This is a genomic window from Microbacterium sufflavum (genome assembly GCF_023091155.1).
Lineage (GTDB): Bacteria > Actinomycetota > Actinomycetes > Actinomycetales > Microbacteriaceae > Microbacterium > Microbacterium sufflavum.
Map to the genome: position 1 here is coordinate 131,592 of NZ_JAHWXK010000002.1, position 20,275 is coordinate 151,866.

At 70.4% G+C, this 20,275-nt stretch carries 20 protein-coding genes and 2 tRNA genes; 16 read left to right on the forward strand and 6 right to left on the reverse strand.

Annotated features, from left to right (window positions below; genetic code table 11):
- Window positions 1-90 precede the first annotated feature (90 nt).
- On the forward strand, window positions 91-567 hold the full coding sequence (locus KZC56_RS15195; RefSeq protein ID WP_136030876.1) for a GNAT family N-acetyltransferase: 477 nt from the start codon (window positions 91-93) through the stop codon (window positions 565-567).
- Between the two features lie 23 nt (window positions 568-590).
- Here the strand turns inward: KZC56_RS15195 and KZC56_RS15200 are convergent.
- Window positions 591-661, reverse strand: a tRNA-Gly gene (locus KZC56_RS15200).
- Between the two features lie 94 nt (window positions 662-755).
- Between KZC56_RS15200 and KZC56_RS15205 the strand changes: the two genes are divergently transcribed.
- The 11 genes from KZC56_RS15205 (at window position 756) to KZC56_RS15255 (ending at window position 10,605) form a co-directional block, all read left to right on the forward strand.
- A tRNA-Pro gene (locus KZC56_RS15205) sits at window positions 756-829 on the forward strand.
- A gap of 59 nt (window positions 830-888) precedes the next feature.
- On the forward strand, window positions 889-2,364 hold the full coding sequence (gene tig / locus KZC56_RS15210; protein WP_247638933.1) for a trigger factor: 1,476 nt from the start codon (window positions 889-891) through the stop codon (window positions 2,362-2,364).
- Window positions 2,365-2,434: 70 nt separating this feature from the next.
- Window positions 2,435-2,929, forward strand: a complete 495-nt coding sequence (locus KZC56_RS15215) for a tetratricopeptide repeat protein (protein WP_247638934.1) — start codon at window positions 2,435-2,437, stop codon at window positions 2,927-2,929.
- An 81-nt stretch (window positions 2,930-3,010) separates the two neighbouring features.
- The gene (locus KZC56_RS15220) at window positions 3,011-3,598 is read left to right on the forward strand and encodes an ATP-dependent Clp protease proteolytic subunit (protein WP_136030882.1); all 588 of its coding nucleotides are present in this window, start codon (window positions 3,011-3,013) and stop codon (window positions 3,596-3,598) included.
- Between the two features lie 17 nt (window positions 3,599-3,615).
- On the forward strand, window positions 3,616-4,257 hold the full coding sequence (locus tag KZC56_RS15225) for an ATP-dependent Clp protease proteolytic subunit (RefSeq protein WP_025105017.1): 642 nt from the start codon (window positions 3,616-3,618) through the stop codon (window positions 4,255-4,257).
- Window positions 4,258-4,408: 151 nt separating this feature from the next.
- Window positions 4,409-5,344: a sugar-binding transcriptional regulator gene (locus tag KZC56_RS15230; RefSeq protein WP_136030884.1), complete on the forward strand. Its 936-nt coding sequence runs from the start codon at window positions 4,409-4,411 to the stop codon at window positions 5,342-5,344.
- 29 nt (window positions 5,345-5,373) lie between these two features.
- Window positions 5,374-6,342 (forward strand): deoxyribose-phosphate aldolase, encoded by a 969-nt coding sequence (gene deoC, locus KZC56_RS15235; RefSeq protein ID WP_372490611.1) that lies wholly within the window; start codon window positions 5,374-5,376, stop codon window positions 6,340-6,342.
- Window positions 6,343-6,355: 13 nt separating this feature from the next.
- On the forward strand, window positions 6,356-7,798 hold the full coding sequence (locus KZC56_RS15240) for an aldehyde dehydrogenase family protein (protein ID WP_136030886.1): 1,443 nt from the start codon (window positions 6,356-6,358) through the stop codon (window positions 7,796-7,798).
- Window positions 7,795-8,646 (forward strand): aldehyde dehydrogenase family protein, encoded by an 852-nt coding sequence (locus KZC56_RS15245; protein WP_136030887.1) that lies wholly within the window; start codon window positions 7,795-7,797, stop codon window positions 8,644-8,646. The genes KZC56_RS15240 and KZC56_RS15245 overlap by 4 nt, the downstream gene beginning before the upstream one ends.
- 157 nt (window positions 8,647-8,803) lie before the next feature.
- Window positions 8,804-10,072 carry an ATP-dependent Clp protease ATP-binding subunit ClpX gene (gene clpX, locus KZC56_RS15250; RefSeq protein WP_136030889.1) on the forward strand — a complete coding sequence of 423 codons (1,269 nt, stop codon included), beginning with the start codon at window positions 8,804-8,806 and terminating at the stop codon, window positions 10,070-10,072.
- A complete protein-coding gene (locus tag KZC56_RS15255) occupies window positions 10,069-10,605 on the forward strand; it encodes an NUDIX hydrolase (RefSeq protein ID WP_247638935.1) in 537 nt (178 codons plus the stop codon). Before clpX ends, KZC56_RS15255 begins: the two co-directional genes overlap by 4 nt.
- 52 nt (window positions 10,606-10,657) lie before the next feature.
- On the opposite strand, the gene KZC56_RS15260 is transcribed toward KZC56_RS15255, so the two are convergent.
- The 3 genes from KZC56_RS15260 to KZC56_RS15270 are packed head-to-tail and all read right to left on the reverse strand — an operon-like array spanning window position 10,658 to window position 14,174.
- On the reverse strand, window positions 10,658-11,155 hold the full coding sequence (locus KZC56_RS15260; RefSeq protein ID WP_247638936.1) for a GyrI-like domain-containing protein: 498 nt from the start codon (window positions 11,153-11,155) through the stop codon (window positions 10,658-10,660).
- 19 nt (window positions 11,156-11,174) lie between these two features.
- On the reverse strand, window positions 11,175-13,226 hold the full coding sequence (locus KZC56_RS15265; protein ID WP_247638937.1) for a M3 family metallopeptidase: 2,052 nt from the start codon (window positions 13,224-13,226) through the stop codon (window positions 11,175-11,177).
- A gap of 9 nt (window positions 13,227-13,235) precedes the next feature.
- Complete coding sequence (locus KZC56_RS15270) at window positions 13,236-14,174, reverse strand: LysR family transcriptional regulator (protein ID WP_247638938.1); 939 nt, start codon at window positions 14,172-14,174, stop codon at window positions 13,236-13,238.
- Window positions 14,175-14,256: 82 nt separating this feature from the next.
- On the opposite strand from KZC56_RS15270, the gene tdh reads away from it, so the two are divergent.
- From tdh to KZC56_RS15290, 4 genes are all read left to right on the forward strand, one after another.
- Window positions 14,257-15,300, forward strand: a complete 1,044-nt coding sequence (gene tdh, locus KZC56_RS15275) for an L-threonine 3-dehydrogenase (protein WP_136030898.1) — start codon at window positions 14,257-14,259, stop codon at window positions 15,298-15,300.
- A complete protein-coding gene (locus KZC56_RS15280) occupies window positions 15,300-16,478 on the forward strand; it encodes a glycine C-acetyltransferase (RefSeq protein WP_136035433.1) in 1,179 nt (392 codons plus the stop codon). The genes tdh and KZC56_RS15280 overlap by 1 nt, the downstream gene beginning before the upstream one ends.
- A 65-nt stretch (window positions 16,479-16,543) precedes the next feature.
- Window positions 16,544-17,161: an ArsR/SmtB family transcription factor gene (locus KZC56_RS15285; RefSeq protein ID WP_136035432.1), complete on the forward strand. Its 618-nt coding sequence runs from the start codon at window positions 16,544-16,546 to the stop codon at window positions 17,159-17,161.
- Window positions 17,158-17,376 (forward strand): hypothetical protein, encoded by a 219-nt coding sequence (locus tag KZC56_RS15290; RefSeq protein ID WP_247638939.1) that lies wholly within the window; start codon window positions 17,158-17,160, stop codon window positions 17,374-17,376. The genes KZC56_RS15285 and KZC56_RS15290 overlap by 4 nt, the downstream gene beginning before the upstream one ends.
- A 70-nt stretch (window positions 17,377-17,446) precedes the next feature.
- Here the strand turns inward: KZC56_RS15290 and KZC56_RS15295 are convergent, their stop codons facing one another.
- Window positions 17,447-17,662, reverse strand: coding sequence for a hypothetical protein (locus tag KZC56_RS15295; RefSeq protein WP_136030907.1), 216 nt, complete (start codon window positions 17,660-17,662; stop codon window positions 17,447-17,449).
- The gene (gene valS, locus KZC56_RS15300) at window positions 17,662-20,256 is read right to left on the reverse strand and encodes a valine--tRNA ligase (RefSeq protein WP_247638940.1); all 2,595 of its coding nucleotides are present in this window, start codon (window positions 20,254-20,256) and stop codon (window positions 17,662-17,664) included. Before valS ends, KZC56_RS15295 begins: the two co-directional genes overlap by 1 nt.
- Window positions 20,257-20,275 lie beyond the last annotated feature (19 nt).

Below are 20,275 nucleotides of genomic sequence, written 5' to 3' on the forward strand. Positions count from 1 at the left end.
CTGATGCCTTCCGGTCGGGCTGCGGAGATCTGCTGTCAGCGTATTGGACCGGCGCTGCGTCCCGCGACCGGCCGGTGACAGGATGAGTCGATGGCACAGGTGAGCGTCCGACGGATGACGACCGACGAGTTCGAGGAATGGATGGGGGCGATCGCCCGCGAGTATGCGGCGGAGCAGGTCGCTGCCGGCCGGTGGGAGCGGGACGGCGCCGTCGATCGCGCGCGGGCGGAGAATGCGCGGATGCTTCCGAAGGGACCAGCGACGTCGCGCATGCTCGTGCTGCGAGGGCTCGACGAGGACGGACGTCCGATCGGTCGCGCCTGGGTGGGGCTCGACCACCCGCGAGGGGCGCCCGGCGTCGCGTTCCTCTATGACATCGAGGTCGTGCGGGATCGCCGAGGAGAGGGCCTGGGCAGGGCGTTGCTCGCCGCGGTGGAGAGCGCGGCGCGCGATGCCGGTGCCGAGGCGCTGGAGCTCAACGTGTTCGGCGGCAACGCGGCGGCGATCCGCATGTACGACGCGGCGGGTTACGCGGTCGTGACGCAGCAGATGCGGAAACGGCTCTGAGCGCTGACGCTCTGCCGTGGGAGAGGGGGTGACGGGAATCGAACCCGCGCAATCAGTTTGGAAGACTGAGACTCTACCATTGAGCTACACCCCCGGAACCGGAGTCCGGACTCCCACGATCATAGCGGACGGTCGGGCATGCTCCGGTCCGTTAGACTCGGTGGGGCTGAATCTGCGTGCGGATTCCCCGGGGCGTAGCTCAGCTTGGTAGAGCGCCCGCTTTGGGAGCGGGAGGTCGCAGGTTCAACTCCTGTCGCCCCGACTCAGATCCTCGACTTTTCAGCCGCGTCCGCGCGGAAACCACAAGGAGAACACACCAGCATGGCGAACAGCACCGTCGAGAAGCTGACCCCGACCCGGGTCAAGCTCAGCATCACGGTCACCCCGGAAGACCTCAAGCCCAGCATCGCTCACGCCTACGAGCACATCGCCCAGGACGTGCAGATCCCCGGCTTCCGCAAGGGCAAGGTCCCCGCGCCGATCATCGACCAGCGCATCGGCCGCGGCGCGGTCATCGAGCACGCCGTCAACGAGGGCCTCGACAAGTTCTTCCGCGAGGCGACGACCGAGCACAAGCTGCGCATCGTCGGCCGCCCGGCCGCCGAGATCACGCAGTGGCCGAACGAGAAGGACTTCTCGGGCGACCTGCTCGTCGACATCGAGGTCGATGTCCGTCCCGAGATCGAGCTCCCCGACTACGCGGGTGTCACGCTGACCGTCGACGCCGTCGAGGCCGACGACGCCGCGCTCGACGCCGAGCTCGACAACATGCGCGCCCGCTTCGGCACGCTGATCCCCGTGGACCGTCCGGCCGCGAAGGGCGACTTCGTCGAGCTCGACCTGGTCGCGACGATCGACGGCGCCGAGATCGACCGCGCCGAGGGCGTCTCGTACGAGATCGGCTCCGGTGAGCTGCTGGAGGGCATCGACGACGCGGTGGAGTCGCTCACCGCCGGCGAGGACACCACGTTCCGCTCCGCCCTGGTCGGCGGAGACCACGCCGGCAAGGAGGCGGAGGTCTCCGTCACCGTCAAGGCCGTCAAGGAGCGCGAGCTGCCCGAGGCCGACGACGAGTTCGCGCAGATCGCCAGCGAGTTCGACACGATCGCCGAGCTCCGCGCGAGCCTGGCCGAGCGCGTCGCGCAGCAGGGCGTGTTCACGCAGGGTTCCGCCGCCCGCGACAAGCTCGTCGAGACGCTGCTCGAGCAGATCGACATCCCGGTTCCGCCGCAGCTCATCGAGGACGAGGTGCACAACCACCTCGAGGGCGAGGGTCGCCTGGAAGACGACGTGCACCGCGCCGAGGTCACCGAGGCGAGCGAGAAGCAGTTCCGCACGCAGGTGCTGCTCGACACGATCGCCGAGCAGGCCGACGTGCAGGTCTCGCAGGAGGAGCTCTCGCAGTACCTCATCCAGTCCGCCGCGCAGTACGGAATGGCTCCGCAGGAGTTCGTCGAGGCGCTGCAGTCGTCCAACCAGCTGCCCGCCCTCGTCGGTGAGGTCGCCCGCAACAAGGCGCTCGCGATCGCGCTGGGCAAGGTCAAGGTCGTCGACACCAACGGCAAGCCCGTCGATCTGTCCGACTTCGTGGTGACCGACGACGAGGCCGCTCAGGACGAGGCCGCCGAGGAGACGCCCGCGGAGGAGAAGCCCGCCGCCAAGAAGGCTCCCGCCAAGAAGGCTCCGGCCAAGAAGGCTCCGGCCAAGAAGGACGCCGACGCGGAGGAGAAGCCCGCCGCCAAGAAGCCGGCCGCCAAGAAGGCTCCGGCCAAGAAGGCTGCCGACAAGGGCGAGTGATCGCACGAACGGTGAAGAGGGCGGGTGCTGCGGCATCCGCCCTCTTCTTTCGCATCGACGAGGAGGATGCATGAGCGCGTGGGACGACCGGGTCGAGCAGGTGTGGGCCGAGGCGACCGGTGACGAGGTCGGCGACGATACGATCGCACGGATCGACGCCCTGGCCGCCGAGCGCGGCCCGGACGACGCGCGGGCGGAGTTCGAGCGGGCGGGCGCCAGGGACTCCGCAGGGCGCCCGGCCGAGGCGGTCGAGCTGTATCGCCGGGCGCTGGCTCTCGGGCTCGATGAGGAGCATCGCCCGCAGTGCGTGATCCAGCTGGCGAGCTCGCTGCGCAACCTGGGGGAGTACGACGAGGCGCTGGCGGTGATCCGCGCCGAGGAGGAGGCCTCCGCCGACGGCCCGTACCGCGACGCGGTCGCCGTGGTGCATGCGCTGATCCTCGCGAGTGCCGGACGCCCGCATCAGGGGCTCTCGGTGGCGCTGCTGGCGCTGGTTCCGCACCTGCCGCGCTATCACCGTTCGATGACCGCGTACGCGCAGGAGATGGCCGAGCGCGACACCTGATATGCCGACGGCGAACACGACCTGAGTGCTGCGTTGACGCCGGTAGATTCGAATCACTGAAACACGGAAGCAGGAGCTGACATGGCTGAACCCCTCGTCGCGACAAGCGTCTTCGACAGGTTGCTGAAGGACCGCATCATCTGGCTCGGCTCGGAGGTGCGAGACGAGAACGCCAACGAGATCTGCGCGAAGATCCTCCTTCTCGCCGCCGAAGACTCCGAGAAGGACATCTACCTCTACATCAACTCGCCCGGCGGCTCGATCACCGCAGGCATGGCGATCTACGACACGATGCAGTTCGTGCCGAACGACATCGTCACGGTCGGCATCGGCATGGCCGCTTCGATGGGTCAGCTGCTGCTGACCAGCGGCACCAAGGGCAAGCGCTACATCACGCCCAACGCGCGTGTGCTGCTGCACCAGCCGCACGGCGGCTTCGGCGGCACGGCGAGCGACATCCAGACCCAGGCGCAGCTCATCCTGTCGATGAAGAAGCGTCTCGCGGAGATCACGGCGGGTCAGACCGGCAAGCCGGTCGAGCAGATCAACGCCGACGGAGACCGCGACCGCTGGTTCACGGCGGAGGAGGCCCTCGAGTACGGCTTCGTCGACCACATCCGCGAGCACGCCAGTGATGTCACCGGCGGCGGCGGCACGGGCGCCGAGTGAGGATGCGAGAGGACACCATGTACACACCCACGTTCCAGTCCGCCGGAAACCTGCCGTCCAGCCGCTACGTGCTCCCGCAGTTCGAGGAGCGCACGGCCTACGGCTTCAAGCGCCAGGACCCGTACAACAAGCTGTTCGAGGATCGCGTGATCTTCCTCGGCGTGCAGGTCGACGACGCGTCCGCTGACGACGTGATGGCGCAGCTGCTCGTTCTGGAGAGCCAGGACTCCGAGCGCGACATCACGATGTACATCAACTCGCCCGGTGGCTCGTTCACGGCCATGACCGCGATCTACGACACGATGCAGTACGTCGCGCCGCAGATCCAGACCGTGGTGCTGGGCCAGGCGGCGTCGGCCGCGTCGGTGCTGCTCGCCGCGGGTGCGCCGGGCAAGCGTCTGGCCCTGCCGAACGCCCGCGTGCTCATGCACCAGCCGGCGATGGGCGAGGCCGGTCACGGTCAGGCGTCGGACATCGAGATCCAGGCCGCCGAGATCCTCCGGATGCGCACCTGGCTCGAGGAGACCATGGCGCGTCACACCGGCAAGCCCGTGGAGCAGGTGAACCGCGACATCGATCGCGACAAGATCCTCTCCGCCAACGAGGCGCTGGAGTACGGCATCGTCGACCAGGTGCTCACGTCGCGCAAGCGCGCGTAAGCCCCGCCGTTCGAGAGGGCGTCCGTCGAGAGACGGGCGCCCTTTCGCGTGCCCGGCGGATGTGCGTCGGGACGGGGATCGGGTGCGCATATGAGCAGAAGCGTGCGCGAACGCTGAATCGGGCCTACCCTGGACAGGGAAGGAGGATGCCGTGGAAGAAGACCTGCTCATGGTGCGCGTGGCGGAGCTGTACTACGACGAGGACAAGACGCAGGACGAGATCGGCGGCCTCCTCAAGATCTCCCGCTGGAAGGTCGGGCGGCTGCTCACCCAGGCCCGGGAGAGAGGGATCGTGCGCATCGAGATCGTGCACCCCCGTGCACGTCGCCTCGGGCTCGAGAGAGAGCTCGTCGAGCGCTTCGGGCTCAAGGACGCGGTGGTCGTGCCCGCTCCGGAGGGCGACGACGGCACGCTCGAGCGGGTGGCCCAGGCGGCCGCCGACTTCCTGACCGCGATGCGTCCGGTACCCCGCACGCTCGGCGTGAGCTGGGGCAAGACCCTCCGCGCCGTCGCCGAGGCGCTCCCCGACGGCTGGGCCAACGGCGTCACCGTCGTGCAGCTCAACGGCGGGGTCAGCCTCAACCGCCGCTCCGGAGGCGCGGCAGGACTGGCCGTCACGATCGCGCAGCGCGCGTCCGGCCAGGTCTCACTGCTGCCGAGTCCCGCGATTTTGGAGCACGTCGAGACCAAGCGGGCCATCGAGGGCGACCGCACCGTCGCGGCCGTGCTCGAGGAGGCCGCGGAGGCGCAGGCATTCCTGTTCACCGCCGGTCCCTGCGACGCGTCGTCGGCGCACGTCGAGAACGGCTACCTCCGCGCGGACGACGTGGAGGAGCTCGCACGCCGCGGAGCCGTCGGCGACGTGCTCGGCCGCTACGTCGACGCGGAGGGGAACATCGTCGACCCGCAGCTCGACGCCCGCACCGTGGGCGTCTCGCTCGACCGGCTGCGCGGCGCCGACCGCGCGGTCTTCGTGACCGCGGGACCCGCGAAGCACGACATCGCACGAACGGTGGTGACCAGCGGCCTGTGCAGCGTGCTGGTCACCGACGAGACCACAGCACGAGCATTGTTGGAGGAACAGTGACCACCACAGAACTCAGCCGCAGGGCGGCGGTGGACGTCCTCGGCGGAGAGCCGGACGACGCCACGCTGCGCCGCTTCCTGCACGGACTCCCGGGCGTCGACGCGGTCGGGCTGGAGCAGCGGGCGGCCGGTCTCGGCACCCGCTCGATCAAGACGACCTCGAAGGCCTGGGCGCTCGACACCATCATCCGTCTGATCGACCTCACGACGCTCGAAGGTGCCGACACCCCCGGCAAGGTGCGCTCGCTCGTCGCCAAGGCGAAGACCCCCGACGCCGCCGACCCCTCCACGCCGCGCGTGGCCGCGGTGTGCGTCTACGGCGACATGGTCGGCGGCGCGGTCGAGGCGCTGGGCTCCGTGCACGGCGACCCGGACGACGGCCTCATCTCGGTCGCCGCGGTCGCCACGGCGTTCCCCAGCGGCCGGTCGTCGCTCGCGATCAAGCTGGCCGACACCGCCGAGGCGGTCGCGGCGGGCGCCGACGAGATCGACATGGTGATCGACCGCGGTGCCTTCCTCTCCGGCCGGTACGGCCTGGTGTTCGACCAGATCGCCCAGGTCAAGGAGGCCTGCCGCCGCGAGGACGGCTCCTACGCCTCGCTCAAGGTGATCCTGGAGACCGGTGAGCTGAACACGTACGACAACATCAAGCGCGCGTCGTGGCTCGGGATCCTGGCGGGCGGCGACTTCATCAAGACGTCGACCGGCAAGGTGCAGCCCGCGGCCACGCTGCCCACCACGCTGCTCATGCTGGAGACCGTGCGCGACTGGTACCGCGGCACGGGCGAGCGGATCGGCGTGAAGCCGGCCGGTGGCATCCGCTCCTCGAAGGACGCGGTCAAGTACCTCGTCACCGTGGCGGAGACCGTGGGGGAGGAGTGGCTGCAGCCGCACCTGTTCCGCTTCGGCGCCTCCAGCCTCCTCAACGATGTGCTCCTGCAGCGACAGAAGCTCCGCTCCGGCCACTACTCGGGCCCCGACTACGTCACCATCGACTGACGGGAAGACGACCATGTCATTTCTGGAATACGCTCCGGCACCGGAGTCCACCGCGATCCTGAACCTCCGGGACAGCTACGGCCTGTTCATCGACGGCGAGTTCGTCGACGGCTCGGGCACCCCCTTCACGACCATCTCCCCGTCGAGCGAGAAGCGCATCGCCGAGATCGCGTCCGCGAGCGAGGAGGACATCGACCGTGCGGTCGCCGCCGCCCGCCGCGCCTACGACAAGACGTGGTCGAGGATGAGCGGCCGCGACCGCGGCAAGTACCTGTTCCGCATCGCGCGCCTGGTGCAGGAGCGCGCGCGCGAGCTCGCGGTCGCCGAGAGCCTCGACAACGGCAAGCCCATCAAGGAGAGCCGCGACGTGGACGTTCCCCTCGTCGCCTCCTGGTTCTTCTACTACGCGGGCTGGGCGGACAAGCTCGACTACGCCGGGCTCGGCGCGAACCCGCGGTCGCTCGGCGTCGCCGGACAGGTCATCCCCTGGAACTTCCCGCTGCTCATGCTCGCGTGGAAGCTCGCGCCCGCTCTCGCCGCCGGCAACACGGTCGTGCTGAAGCCGGCCGAGACCACGCCGCTCACGGCCCTGCTGTTCGCGGAGATCCTGCAGCAGGCCGACCTGCCCGCGGGCGTCGTGAACATCGTCACGGGTGCCGGGCAGACCGGGGCCGCGCTCGTGCGCCACCCCGACGTGGACAAGGTCGCCTTCACGGGTTCCACCGGCGTGGGTCGCGACATCGCTCGCGCGGTCGCTGGGACGAACAAGAAGCTGACGCTGGAGCTGGGCGGCAAGGCGGCGAACATCGTGTTCGACGACGCCCCGATCGACCAGGCCGTCGAGGGCATCGTCAACGGCATCTTCTTCAACCAGGGCCACGTGTGCTGCGCCGGCAGCCGCCTGCTGGTGCAGGAGTCCATCCACGACGAGGTCGTCGACCGGCTCAAGGCCCGGCTGTCGACGCTGCGCCTCGGCGACCCGCTCGACAAGAACACCGACATCGGCGCGATCAACTCCGCCGCCCAGCTGGCGCGGATCCGCGAGCTGAGCGACATCGGCGAGGCGGAGGGTGCCGAGCGCTGGACCGCCGACTGCGCCATCCCCGACCAGGGCTTCTGGTTCGCGCCGACGATCTTCACCGGTGTCGAGGCCGCGCACCGCATCGCGCGCGACGAGGTGTTCGGGCCCGTGCTGTCCGTGCTGACCTTCCGGACGCCCGCCGAGGCGATCGCGAAGGCGAACAACACGCCGTACGGGCTCTCCGCGGGGATCTGGTCCGACAAGGGCTCGCGCATCCTCGCCGTCGCCGACCGGCTGCGCGCCGGTGTGGTGTGGGCCAACACGTTCAACCGTTTCGACCCGTCGAGCCCGTTCGGCGGCTACAAGGAGTCCGGATACGGCCGCGAGGGCGGCCGCCAGGGGCTCACCGCGTACCTCAAGGGAGCCGCAGCATGAGCAAGCGACTGAGCGTTCCGAAGACCTACAAGCTCGCGATCGGCGGGGCCTTCCCCCGCAGCGAGTCGGGTCGCACGTACGAGGTGGTGTCGCGCAAGGGCGGCTTCCTCGCGAACGCCGCCAAGGCCTCGCGCAAGGACGCCCGCGACGCGGTCACCGCGGCGCGCGCGGCCGTGAAGGGATGGTCGGGGGCGACCGCGTACAACCGCGGCCAGGTGCTGTACCGCGTCGCGGAGGTGCTGGAGGGGCGCCGCGCGCAGTTCATCGACGAGATCGTGGCGCAGGAGGGCGTGTCGTCCTCGGCGGCCACCGCGCAGGTGGACGAGGCGATCGACCTGTGGGTCTGGTACGCGGGCTGGTGCGACAAGTACGCCCAGGTGGCGGGCAACGCGAACCCCGTGTCCGGCCCGTACTTCAACATCTCCGTGCCGGAGCCGACCGGCGTGGTCGCGATCGTCGCGCCGCAGGACTCGGCGCTGCTCGGGCTGGTCTCGGTCGTGGCGCCCGCGCTGGTCGCGGGCAACACGGTCGTCGTGATCGCGAGCGAGCAGCACCCGCTGTCGGCGATCAGCCTCGCGGAGGTGCTGGCCACGAGCGACCTCCCCGGCGGCGTCGTGAACGTGCTGACGGGGTCGCCCGCGGAGATGGCGCCCTGGCTCGCCGCGCACCAGGACGTCAACGCGCTCGACCTGTCCGGCGCGGGAGCGCTCGACTGGGTCGACCTGCAGATCGCCGCCGCGGAGACCCTGAAGCGCGTGGTCGCTCCGGGCGAGGTCGTCGCCTCGCCCGAGCGGATCGCCGCGTTCACCGAGGTGAAGACCGTCTGGCACACCAAGAGCATGGTCTGAGCTCGGACCGCAGGAGGGGCCCCGTCGCGCATCCCGCGGGCGGGGCCCTTCTCGATGCCGGGGCCGCGCGGAAGCGAGTCCGCGCCAATGCGGCCCGGTGTCGCATGCAGCGGTTAGGCTCGAAGGACGATCTCTGATCCCCCATAGGAGGACGCGCATGGCCCGCATCGGTGAAAGCGCTGACCTGTTCAAGTGTTCTTTCTGCGGAAAGAGCCAGAAGCAGGTGCAGCAGCTCATCGCGGGTCCCGGCGTGTACATCTGCGACGAGTGCGTCGAGCTGTGCAACGAGATCATCGAGGAGCGCATGGCGGAGTCGTCCGCCGAGGGCGTCGCCGAGTTCGAACTGCCCAAGCCGCGGGAGATCTTCTCGTTCCTCGAGGAGTACGTGGTCGGCCAGGAGCCCGCGAAGCGCGCCCTCGCCGTCGCCGTCTACAACCACTACAAGAGGGTCCGTGCGCACGGCACTCTGCAGCCCGCGGAGCAGAAGGCCGAAGAGGTCGAGATCGCCAAGAGCAACATCCTGCTCATCGGGCCGACCGGCTGCGGCAAGACCTACCTGGCACAGACGCTCGCCAAGCGCCTCAACGTGCCGTTCGCCGTCGCCGACGCCACCGCGCTCACCGAGGCGGGCTATGTGGGTGAAGACGTGGAGAACATCCTCCTCAAGCTCATCCAGGCCGCCGACTACGACGTGAAGCGCGCCGAGCAGGGCATCATCTACATCGACGAGGTCGACAAGATCGCCCGCAAGGCCGAGAACCCCTCGATCACCCGCGACGTGTCGGGCGAGGGCGTGCAGCAGGCACTCCTGAAGATCATCGAGGGAACGGTCGCGTCGGTCCCGCCGCAGGGCGGCCGCAAGCACCCCCACCAGGAGTTCCTGCAGATCGACACGTCGAACGTGCTGTTCATCGTGGCCGGCGCCTTCGCCGGGCTGGAGGACATCGTGTCGGCGCGCGTCGGCAAGCACGGCGTCGGCTTCGGCGCCCCGCTCCACGACAAGGGCAAGGACCTCGACCTGTTCAGCGAGGTGCTGCCGGAAGACCTCCACAAGTTCGGGCTCATCCCCGAGTTCATCGGGCGTCTGCCGGTCGTGACCAACGTGTCGCCGCTCGACCAGGCCGCGCTGATCGACATCCTCACCGGCCCGCGCAACGCGCTCGTGAAGCAGTATCAGCGCATGTTCGAGCTCGACGGCGTGCAGCTGGAGTTCGAGGAGGAGGCGCTGCGCTCGATCGCCGACCTCGCGGTGGAGCGCAAGACCGGTGCCCGCGGGCTCCGCGCGATCCTCGAGGACGTGCTCGGCCCCGTCATGTTCGAGATCCCGTCCGCCGACGACGTCGCGAAGGTCATCATCACGCGCGCCGCGGTCGACGAGGGCGCCCCGCCCACCGTGGTGATGGAGCGCAAGCGCAAGAGCGCGTGACCGCGACGCCGCAACCGTGGCGCACGGTCGCGCGGGAGACCGTTATCGCCGACCGATGGATCCATCTGCGTGCGGACGACTGCGTCGATGCCCAGCGACGCCGGATCGCCCCCTATTACGTGCTGGAGTACGGCGACTGGGTCTCCGTGCTCGCCGTGGACACCGAGGGATGCGCCATCCTCGCTGAGGAGTATCGGCACGGCGCGGGCGTGGTCGCCCTCGGGACAGTCGGGGGCGCTGCCGAGAGCGGGGAGGAGCCCCGCGCGGCGGCCGTCCGCGAACTGCGTGAGGAGACCGGCCATGAGGCGACGGAACTCCACGAACTCGGAGCAACCTGGGCCAACTTCGGCAGTCACACCAACCGTGTGCACCACTACCTGGCTCTCGGCTGCACCCGTGTGGGGGAGCCGTCGCTCGACGACACCGAGATGATCGCGCTGCAGCGGGTCCCGCTCGACGAGGCCGGCACCCGGCTCACGCAGAGCTACCACCTGCTCACCTGGTACAAGGCGCAGGAGCTACTGCGGTCCTGACGGGTCGCGGCGACGGGCGGAACGCGACGCCGCGCGCGACCGCGGACCGCGGTCAACCGACCGGCATGATGAGGTCGGTGCGCAGGTCCTCCGGCGCCGTGTCCGGGTCGGAGACGTACACCTCGATCCAGACGCCGCGCGGATGGAGGCCCGCCTCCGCCGCCCGTGCGACCAGAGCCGCCCATCCGGCCCCGAGACCGTCGTAGGAGCCGAGGACGGTGGTCGCCACCGCGGATCCGGACGGAAGCGTGGATGCGACGATGGCGGTGCCGTCACCGGTGGCGAGGGGGTCGGACGGCGAGGCCTGCACGGGGAACCCGAGCTCGAGATCGAACACGCCCATCGGGTCGCCGTGGTAGATCGCCAGTGCCGGACCGGCGGGAAGCAGCGTGCCGGCGGCGAACGCGTCGCCGATGGCACGATACCCGGAGTCGAAGGCGTCACGGAGATCGGCGAGACGGAGCGCCTCGTGGCGGATGACCGCGAGCGGGACGGGGTCGAGGTCGAGCCGGTCGGCAGGGCCGAACGGGGCGTCGGAGAAGGCGTTCATGTGCTCAGGGTGCCACGGGTCAGCCGTCGAGTCCACGGCGCTTCAGGAGGGGCGCGATCTCGGCGTCGCGGCCGCGGAAGTCGCGATACGCCTCCAGGGGGTCCTTCGACCCGCCGACCCCGAGCAGACGCTCCCGGAAGCGGTCGCCGTTCTCGCGGGTGAGGCCCCCGTTCTCCCGGAACCACTCGACCGTGTCGGCGTCGAGCACCTCGCTCCAGATGTACGAGTAGTACCCCGCGCTGTAACCGCCGGAGAACACGTGCGCGAAGTACGTCGACGAATACCGCGTCGGCACGGCGGGGTCGTCGAGCCCGATGTCTGCCAGTGCCGCGGCCTCGAACGCCGCGACGTCGTCCACGTCGTCGTCGACGGAGAGCCGATGCCAGGCCTGGTCGAGCCAGGCGGCGGCCAGATACTCGCTCGTCGCGTGTCCCTGATCGAAGGTCTCGGTCGCCCGGAGGCGGTCGACGATCGCGGGGTCGAGCGGCTCTCCCGTCTCGTGGTGGCGGGCGTAGTTGTCCAGGACCTCGGGCCAGAGGATCCACATCTCGTTGACCTGACTCGGGAACTCGACGACGTCGCGGAACACGTTGGTGCCGGCGAAATGGGGGTACGTCACCGTCGCGAACAGACCGTGCAGGGCGTGCCCGAACTCGTGGAACAGCGTCGTCACCTCATCGAGCGTCAGCAGCGTGGGCTCTCCCTCTCCGGGCTGGGGGACGTTGAGGTTGTTGACCACGACGGGCGCGCTGCCGCGGAGTCGTGACTGGCTGACGATCGCGTTCATCCAGGCGCCGCCGCGCTTGGAGTCGCGGGTGTAGAGGTCGAGCACGTAGAGGCCGAGCGGGGAACCGTCGGCGTTACGCACCTCGAACACCCGGGCCCCGGGGTGGTAGGCGACCAGGTCGTCGCGCTCGCGGAAGGTGACTCCGTACAGCCGGGTCGCCGCGAAGAACACGCCGTCCTGCAGCACGCGCTCCGCCTCGAACCAGGGGCGCAGCGCAGCCGTGTCGATGTCGTAGCGGGCCGTACGCACCTTCTCGGTGTAGAACGCCCAGTCGTGCGCCTCGACCGGGAAGGGAGCGGGCTCCGACTCGTCGACCAGCGCCTGGAGCGCCGCGCGCTCGGCGCGCGCGTTGCGGGCCGACGGAGCAGCCAGCCGGCGCAGCATCCGTTCGACCGCCTCGGGAGAGCCCGCCGTCTCGTCGGCTGTGACGTATGCGGCGTGCGAGGGGTGCCCGAGAAGCGCGGCGCGCTCGGCCCGCAGACGCACGATCTCGCGCAGGACCGGACGGTTGTCGTTCGCGTTGTCGCGCGAGCCCCGGGCGCGCGACGCGGCCAGGACGCGCCGCCGGGACTCCCGGACGCGGAGGCGGGCCAGGGCGGGATGGCCGGTGAACAGCGGCAGGGTGAGGAGGTACCGGCCGTCGAGCCCGCGGTCGGCGGCGGCGCGGGCGGCCGCGGAGAGCTCGCCCTGGCTGAGGCCGTCGAGTTCGGCCGCGGAGTCGAACACCACGGCGAGGTCGTTCGTGTCGCTCAGCAGGTTGCGCTCGAAGGTGTTGGTGAGGACGGACAGGCGCTGGTTGAGGGTCGTGAGCTCCGCCTTGGCCGCGTCGTCGAGGCCCGCGCCCGCGTGCGTCATCTCGCGGTGGTACCGCTCCACGAGGTAGCGCTGCTCGGGGTCGAGGGACAGAGCGTCGCGCTGCTCGTGCACGCGTTCGACGCGCCAGAAGAGCGCCGCGTCGAGGGTGATCGCGTCCTGGTGGGCGGCCATGAGCGGCGCGAGCTGCTCGTCGATCTCCTGGATCTCCGGTGTCGCGTCGGCCGAGCTGACCGTGTAGAACGTGTGCGCCACGCGGTCGAGCAGCTCCCCGGACCGCTCGAGCGCCTCGATCGTGTTCTCGAACGTGGGCATCGATCGCACCCGCGTGATGTTCGCGACCTCGGCGAGCTGCGCCGCGAACCCGGCCTGGAACGCCGGGAGGTAGTGCTCGGCGCGGATCGCCCGGTAGTCCGGCAGTCCGAAGGGAAGGGACGACGGCTGGAGGAGCGGGTTCGTGGCGTCGGTCATTCCCCGAGCCTAACGACCCGTGCCGAGCGCATCGTCGGCCTCGGTGCGCAGCCCGACCATCACGGCGCGCAGCGCGTCGACGACCACGCGGACGGACCGCCGGCGCAGGTTCTCCGGCCGCGCCAGGACGTCGATCATGCGGTGCGTGCTCACGCCACGCAGCGGGATGCGCACGATGTCCCGGTCGTCGACGCTGCGCGACGTGAAGCGCGGCAGCATGCCGAGCACCCCGCCCGCGGCGACGACGGCGGACACGGCGCCGTAGTCGTTGATGCGGTGGAGCACGTCGACCGGGCGCCCCGCGACGGCCGACACGGCGCGCAGCACGTCGTCGGGGGAGTAGCCGGTGCGGCTGGTCACCCAGCGCTCTGCCGCCACGTCGGCGGGCTTCAGGCTCGACCGCGTGGCGAGGGGATGATCGGCGGCGACCGCCACGTCGAGCGGCTCGCGCACGAGCGTGACACTGCGCACACCCGCCGTTGGCCACGGATCGGAGTGCTCCATGCGATGCGCGAGCACCAGGTCGTACCGGGAGGTGAGGGCGGGGAACTCGCTCTGGGCGACATCTTCGTCGGTGAGCTGCACGGTGGGCGCGGCATCCAGCGCGGACAGCTCACGCAGCAGCGGCCCGAACAGCGCCTGCCCGACGCTGTGGAAGCCGCTGAGGCTCACCACGCCCGTCGCCGCCTCCTCGAAGTCGTCGAGGGCGTGCCTCGCGGCGGCCATCGCGTCGATCGCCTCGGTGCCCGCCGCGGCCAGGACCTCTCCGGCCGCAGTGAGCACGAGCGAGCGTCCGTCGCGACGGGTGAGCGGTGTGGGGAACGCCCGCTGGAGAGCGGCGAGCTGCTGCGACACCGCGGACGGCGTGACGCGCAGGGCCTCGGCGACCGCGGTCACACTCCCGAGGGCGCCGAGCTCGCGGAGGATCTGCAACTGGTGGAGCTCCATCGCGATAGTTTAGCCAGCACTACAGGGACGATGCAGGATCTGCCGATTGTTCTACAGCGATGGATGCGCTGAGATCGAAGACATGAAGGCTTTGTTCAAGGAGGAGCCGGGCGCCGGACTCACCCTCGTCGACCGCCCCGAACCGACGGCCGGACCGGGAGACGTGGTCATCCGCGTGCTGCGGACGGGCATCTGCGGCACCGACCTGCACATCCACCGCTGGGACGACTGGGCGGCCTCCGCCATCTCGACCCCGCTCATCCCCGGGCACGAGTTCTACGGGGAGGTCGTGGAGGTCGGGCCCCTGGTGCACGACATCGTCGTCGGGGACCGCGTCTCCGGCGAGGGGCACATCGTGTGCGGCACCTGTCGGAACTGTCGCGCGGGGCGCCGGCAGATGTGCATCCGCACGATCGGTCTCGGGCTGCAGCGCGACGGGGCGTTCGCGGAGTACCTCTCGCTGCCTGCCGCGAACGTCTGGGTGCACCACGCCGACGTGACCCCGGAACTCGGGGCCGTCTTCGACCCCCTCGGCAACGCCGTGCACACGGCCCTGACGTATCCGCTGGTCGGTGAGGACGTGCTGGTGACCGGGTGCGGCCCGATCGGCCTCATGGCGATCGCGGTGGCGCGGCACGCCGGTGCGCGTTTCATCGCCGCGACCGATGTGAGCGCACCGCGGTTGGAGATGGCGCGGCGCATGGGCGCGGACGAGGTGGTCGACGTGTCGCAGCGCGACGTGCGCGACGCCCAGCGCGTGCTCGGCATGCGCGAGGGCTTCGACATCGGCTTCGAGATGAGCGGCGCGGCGTCGGCCCTCCCGGCCATGATCGACAACATGAACCACGGCGGACGGATCGCGATGCTCGGGCTGCCGAGCGCCGGCTTCGAGATCGACTGGGGCAAGCTCGTCACGCACATGCTCACGATCAAGGGCATCTACGGCCGCGAGATGTTCGAGACGTGGAACGCCATGGGCGCGATGCTGCAGACCAGCGCCGCGCTGCGCGAGGCGATCGGCCGCGTGATCGCCGACGTCGTGCCGGCGCGCGAGTGGGAGCGCGGCTTCGCGGCCGCGGAATCGGCGGGAACGGGCAAGATCATCCTCGACTGGACGGAGCTGTGATGTACGGAGACTTCAAGACCCATGTGGCGGCGGAGCTCGCCGGGATCGAGGAGGCCGGGCTCACCAAGCGCGAGCGCGGCATCCGCGGACCGCAGAGCGCGGAGATCACGGCCGACGGGACGCCCGTGCTGAACTTCTGCGCCAACAACTACCTCGGCCTCGCGGACGACCCCCGGATCCTCGCGTCGGCCACCGCCGCGCTGCAGGAGTGGGGATACGGGCTCGCGAGCGTCCGCTTCATCTGCGGCACCCAGGAGCAGCATCTGGAGCTGGAGCGGCGCCTGGCGGACTTCCTCGGGACGGACGACGCGATCCTCTACTCGTCGTGCTTCGACGCGAACGGCGGGGTGTTCGAGACGCTCTTCTCGGCGGAGGACGCGATCATCTCGGACGAGCTCAACCACGCGTCGATCATCGACGGGATCCGGCTCTCCAAGGCGCGGCGCCTGCGCTACCGCAACCGCGACATGGCCGACCTGGAGGAGCAGCTGCGGGCGGCGGCCGATGCCCGGTTCCGGGTGGTCGTGACCGACGGCGTGTTCTCGATGGACGGCTACATCGCGCCGCTGGCCGAGATCTGCGACCTCGCCGAGCGCTACGACGCGCTGGTGTTCGTGGACGATTCCCACGCCGTCGGGTTCGTGGGCGAGCACGGCCGCGGCACTCCGGAGCTGTGCGGGGTGTCGGACCGCGTCGACATCTACACCGGCACGTTCGGCAAGGCGCTCGGCGGCGCCTCGGGCGGGTACGTGGCCTCCCACGCCGACATCGTGGCACTGCTGCGACAGCGGTCGCGCCCCTACCTGTTCTCGAACACGCTGGCCCCCGCGATCGTGGCGGGAACCCTGACGGCGCTCGACCTCGTCGAGGGATCCGCCGAGCTGCGGGCGCGACTGCGCGAGAACGCGGCGCTGTTCCGGCGCCGGATGACCGAGGAGGGGTTCGAGCTGCTGCCGGGGGAGCACCCGATCGTCCCGGTGATGTTCGGCGATGCGGCGAAGACGGCGCGGATCGCCCAGGCCATGCAGGAGCGGGGCATCTACGTGACCGCGTTCAGCTTCCCCGTCGTCCCGCGCGGGCTCGCGCGCATCCGCGTGCAGCTGTCCGCCGCACACACGCCGGAGCAGGTGGAGGAGTGCGTCGCCGCGTTCGTGGCGGCGCGTGACGCGGTGGGCTGACGGGAGCGGATCCGGATGCAAAGAAACTCTTGCAAAGAATCGTTTGCAAGGGTATCTTTGCATTCATGACCGAACAGACCCAGGTGCGAACGCTCGACGCCGGAGCGCTGAAGGCCCTCGCCCACCCGCTTCGCGTGAAGATCTTCGACCTGCTCGCCTCGCGCGGCCCCCAGACCGCGAGCTCCCTCGCCGCGCTCGTGGGGGAGACCTCGGGTTCCACGAGCTATCACCTGCGCGCCCTCGCCGCGCACGACCTCATCCGCGAGGTCGAGGGCCGCGGCACCGCTAGGGAGCGCTGGTGGGAGCGGCCGAAGGGGCGCATCGACGTGCCGGGCCCGGACGACATGACCTCGCCCGCGAACCGCGCCGCCGCGCAGATCGTGACCTCCGAGTTCTTCCGGCTGCGGCACGAGACGCTGATGTCGTACCTGAACCGACCGGCGTCCGAGGTTCCCGACGGGTGGGGTGACGTGGGCATCACGCTCACCACGCACCTCGACGTGACCCCCGCCCAGGCACTCGCCCTGCGCTCGGAGCTGGAGGCCGTCATCGAGTCGGCGATCGAGCGGTACCGCGGCCAGACCGGGCCGGACGTGCGGCGGGTGTCGGTGCGCGCCGAGCTGTTCGACCTGCCGACGCCGCCGTCCGCGGCGGGTGCGGCCGAGCCGGAGTCCGCATCATGACCGCCGCCACGCTGCACCTCTCCGCCCCCACGCGCACGGAGCGGGGGCTGCTGCGCCTCGCCGACCGCCTCACCGGACTCGTCGAGCATCGCGTGGCCGAGCGCGCGCGGCGCCGCCAGCTCGCGCTCGACCTGCTGGCGGAGCAGCAGGCTCGCCGCCACGACCCGCGCGCCGTGGACCACCTGCTCGCCCAGCTCGGGGCGCCGCGCCGCTGACGGCCCCTGCCACGGACGCGAGAGCCCCGGATCCGCAGAGGATCCGGGGCTCTCGTCGCACGGGGGCCGCTCAGTCCTCGAACGGACGCGCCACCACCTCGCCGGACGCCGTCTGCACGACCTCCCAGCCCGCGTCGAGCTCGGCGAGCGCCCGGCCCTCCAGCCAGGTGAGCGTCCAGTGTCCGGTGAGCCCGCGGGCCTCGACCTCGGCGATCGCGGGGCGCAGCGCCTCCGGGACCGACGCGGGCGGCTGCGTGCCGGTGGCCCAGCGGGTGCCGAGCTGCATCACGACGCCTCGACCGGGGCGAGCTCGATCGCGGTCACCGCGAACTCCTCGGCCTCGGTGAACTCGAGCTCGGCGATGCGGCCGACCGCGCGGAGGTCGTCGGCGGCGGCGCGCAGCGCGTCGAGCTTCGCGGCAGGGGCGGCGATCGCCGCGCGCGACACCGGGGTCTTCTGCGACGCCTTCGCCTCGGTCTTCGCACGACGGATGCCGATCAGGGCCTCGCTCGCGGCGGCCAGCACCGCGGCGTCGCCCTCGATGCCCAGCGGCTCCGGCCACGCGGCGGTGTGCACGGAACCCTGCTCGAACCACGACCACGCCTCCTCGGTCGCGAACGACAGCACGGGCGCGAGCAGACGCAGGAGCGTGGACAGCGCCAGGCGCAGCGCCAGTGCCGCCGACGCCTGTCCCACGTCGTTCTGGTTGTACGCCCGCTCCTTCACCAGCTCCAGGTAGTCGTCGCAGAACGTCCAGAAGAACGCCTCGGTGAGCTCGAGCGCGCGCGCGGCGTCGTAGCGGTCGAACGCCGCGGTCGCCTCCGCCACCACGGCGTCGAGGGCCGTGAGCATCGAGGCGTCCAGCGCGTGGGTGACCTGCGCCCCCTCCGGCACCGGGAACGACAGCACGAACTTCGCGGCGTTGAGCACCTTGATGGCCAGGCGCCGCCCGATCTTCACCTGGGTCGGATTCTGCGGGTCGAACGCGGCGTCCATGCCCAGTCGGCTGGAGGCCGCCCAGTACCGCACCGCGTCGGAGCCGTGCGCGTCGAGCACGTCGGCCGGGGTGACCACGTTGCCCTTCGACTTCGACATCTTCTTGCGGTCCGGGTCGACGATGAAGCCGGAGATCGCGGCGTTCTTCCACGGGGCCCTGCCGTCCTCCAGCGTGGAACGCAGCATGGTGGAGAACAGCCAGGTGCGGATGATGTCCTGCCCCTGCGGACGCAGGTCGAACGGGGCCGTGAGCTGCCACAGCTCCTCGTCGCGCTGCCAGCCGCCGGCGAGCTGCGGCGTGAGCGACGACGTGGCCCACGTGTCGAGGATGTCGGCCTCGGCGTCGAACCCGCCCGGCACGCCGCGCTGGTCTTCCGTGTACCCGGCCGGCACGTCGGTGGTCGGGTCGATCGGCAGGCTCGCGGTGTCGGGGACGAGCACGCGGTCGTAGTCGCGGTCGCCGTTCTCATCCAGCGCGTACCAGAGGGGGATCGGCACGCCGAAGAAGCGCTGCCGGGACACGAGCCAGTCGCCGGTGAGACCGCCGACCCAGTTCTCGTACCGCACGCGCATGAAGTCGGGGTGCCACGCGAGCTCCTGCCCGTGCGCGAGTAGCTGGTCACGCAGCTCGCCGTCGCGGGCGCCGTTGCGGATGTACCACTGGCGCGTGGACACGATCTCGAGCGGACGGTCGCCCTTCTCGAAGAACTTCACGGCGTGCTGGAAGGGCTTGCCGACCGCGGTCAGGTCGCCCGTCTCCTGCAGCTTCTCGACGATCGCCTTGCGGGCGCTGAACACGGTCTTGCCGGCGACCTCGGCCGCGTACCAGGCGCGGGCGTCGGCGTCGGCCACGAGAGACGGAGCCTCCGGGAGGAACCGGCCGTCGAGGCCGATCGTGGTCATGTTCGGCAGGTCGCGACCATCGGTCGTGCGCAGCTCGCGCCACCAGACGATGTCGGTCACGTCGCCGAAGGTGCACACCATGGCGGCACCGGTGCCCTTGTCGGGCTGGGCGAGGTGGTGACCGTGGATCTCGATCTCGGCACCGAAGAACGGGGTGCGCACCTTCGTGCCGATCAGGTGCTTGTGCGGGCCCTCGGGGTGGGTCACGATCGCGATGCACGCGGGGAGGAGCTCCGGACGCGTGGTGTCGATCGCGATCGAGCCGGAGCCGTCCGCGAAGGGGAACTCGATCGTGTGATACGCGGCCTGCTGGTCGCGGTCCTCCAGCTCGGCCTGCGCGATGGCGGAGCGGAAGTCGATGTCCCACAGCGTCGGCGCGAGGGCCTGGTAAGCCTCGCCCCGGTCGATGTTGCGCAGGAACGCGAGCTGGCTCTGGCGGATCGTGTCGTCGGAGATCGTGCGGTAGGTCTGCGTCCAGTCCACGCTCAGGCCGAGCTGCCGGAACAGTGCCTCGAACTGCTTCTCATCCTCGATCGTGAGGCGCTCGCACAGCTCGATGAAGTTGCGCCGGCTGATGGGCTGCTGGTCGGCCGCACGGCTGGACTTGTTGTCTCCGCCCTCGAACGGCGGGGTGAAGTCGGGGTCGTAGGGGAGCGAGGGGTCGCAGCGCACGCCGTAGTAGTTCTGCACGCGGCGCTCGGTGGGCAGGCCGTTGTCGTCCCAGCCCATCGGGTAGAACACGGTCTTGCCGCGCATCCGCTCGTACCGCGCCTTGACGTCGGTGTGGGTGTACGAGAACACGTGCCCGATGTGCAGGCTGCCCGAGGCGGTGGGCGGCGGGGTGTCGATCGAGTACACGCCCTCACGGCCGAGTTCCGCGGCGCGCAGACGGTCGAACAGGTAGGTGCCCTGCTCCGCCCAGGCGGCGTCCCACTTCGCTTCGAGACCTTCGAGTGCGGGCTTGTCAGGGATGGCGGACATGGAGGTCTCCTCGAGCGAT

What these genes read in the sequence shown, in the direction of transcription:
- KZC56_RS15195 (WP_136030876.1), top strand. Translation starts at nt 91, where the DNA reads ATGGCACAGGTGAGCGTCCGACGGATGACGACCGACGAGTTCGAGGAA.
- tdh (WP_136030898.1), top strand. Translation starts at nt 14,257, where the DNA reads ATGAAGGCTTTGTTCAAGGAGGAGCCGGGCGCCGGACTCACCCTCGTC.
- KZC56_RS15215 (WP_247638934.1), top strand. Translation starts at nt 2,435, where the DNA reads ATGAGCGCGTGGGACGACCGGGTCGAGCAGGTGTGGGCCGAGGCGACC.
- KZC56_RS15280 (WP_136035433.1), top strand. Translation starts at nt 15,300, where the DNA reads ATGTACGGAGACTTCAAGACCCATGTGGCGGCGGAGCTCGCCGGGATC.
- clpX (WP_136030889.1), top strand. Translation starts at nt 8,804, where the DNA reads ATGGCCCGCATCGGTGAAAGCGCTGACCTGTTCAAGTGTTCTTTCTGC.
- tig (WP_247638933.1), top strand. Translation starts at nt 889, where the DNA reads ATGGCGAACAGCACCGTCGAGAAGCTGACCCCGACCCGGGTCAAGCTC.
- KZC56_RS15265 (WP_247638937.1), bottom strand. Translation starts at nt 13,226, where the DNA reads ATGACCGACGCCACGAACCCGCTCCTCCAGCCGTCGTCCCTTCCCTTC.
- KZC56_RS15270 (WP_247638938.1), bottom strand. Translation starts at nt 14,174, where the DNA reads ATGGAGCTCCACCAGTTGCAGATCCTCCGCGAGCTCGGCGCCCTCGGG.
- KZC56_RS15285 (WP_136035432.1), top strand. Translation starts at nt 16,544, where the DNA reads ATGACCGAACAGACCCAGGTGCGAACGCTCGACGCCGGAGCGCTGAAG.
- KZC56_RS15225 (WP_025105017.1), top strand. Translation starts at nt 3,616, where the DNA reads ATGTACACACCCACGTTCCAGTCCGCCGGAAACCTGCCGTCCAGCCGC.
- KZC56_RS15245 (WP_136030887.1), top strand. Translation starts at nt 7,795, where the DNA reads ATGAGCAAGCGACTGAGCGTTCCGAAGACCTACAAGCTCGCGATCGGC.
- KZC56_RS15260 (WP_247638936.1), bottom strand. Translation starts at nt 11,155, where the DNA reads ATGAACGCCTTCTCCGACGCCCCGTTCGGCCCTGCCGACCGGCTCGAC.
- KZC56_RS15290 (WP_247638939.1), top strand. Translation starts at nt 17,158, where the DNA reads ATGACCGCCGCCACGCTGCACCTCTCCGCCCCCACGCGCACGGAGCGG.
- KZC56_RS15295 (WP_136030907.1), bottom strand. Translation starts at nt 17,662, where the DNA reads ATGCAGCTCGGCACCCGCTGGGCCACCGGCACGCAGCCGCCCGCGTCG.
- valS (WP_247638940.1), bottom strand. Translation starts at nt 20,256, where the DNA reads ATGTCCGCCATCCCTGACAAGCCCGCACTCGAAGGTCTCGAAGCGAAG.
- KZC56_RS15240 (WP_136030886.1), top strand. Translation starts at nt 6,356, where the DNA reads ATGTCATTTCTGGAATACGCTCCGGCACCGGAGTCCACCGCGATCCTG.
- KZC56_RS15220 (WP_136030882.1), top strand. Translation starts at nt 3,011, where the DNA reads ATGGCTGAACCCCTCGTCGCGACAAGCGTCTTCGACAGGTTGCTGAAG.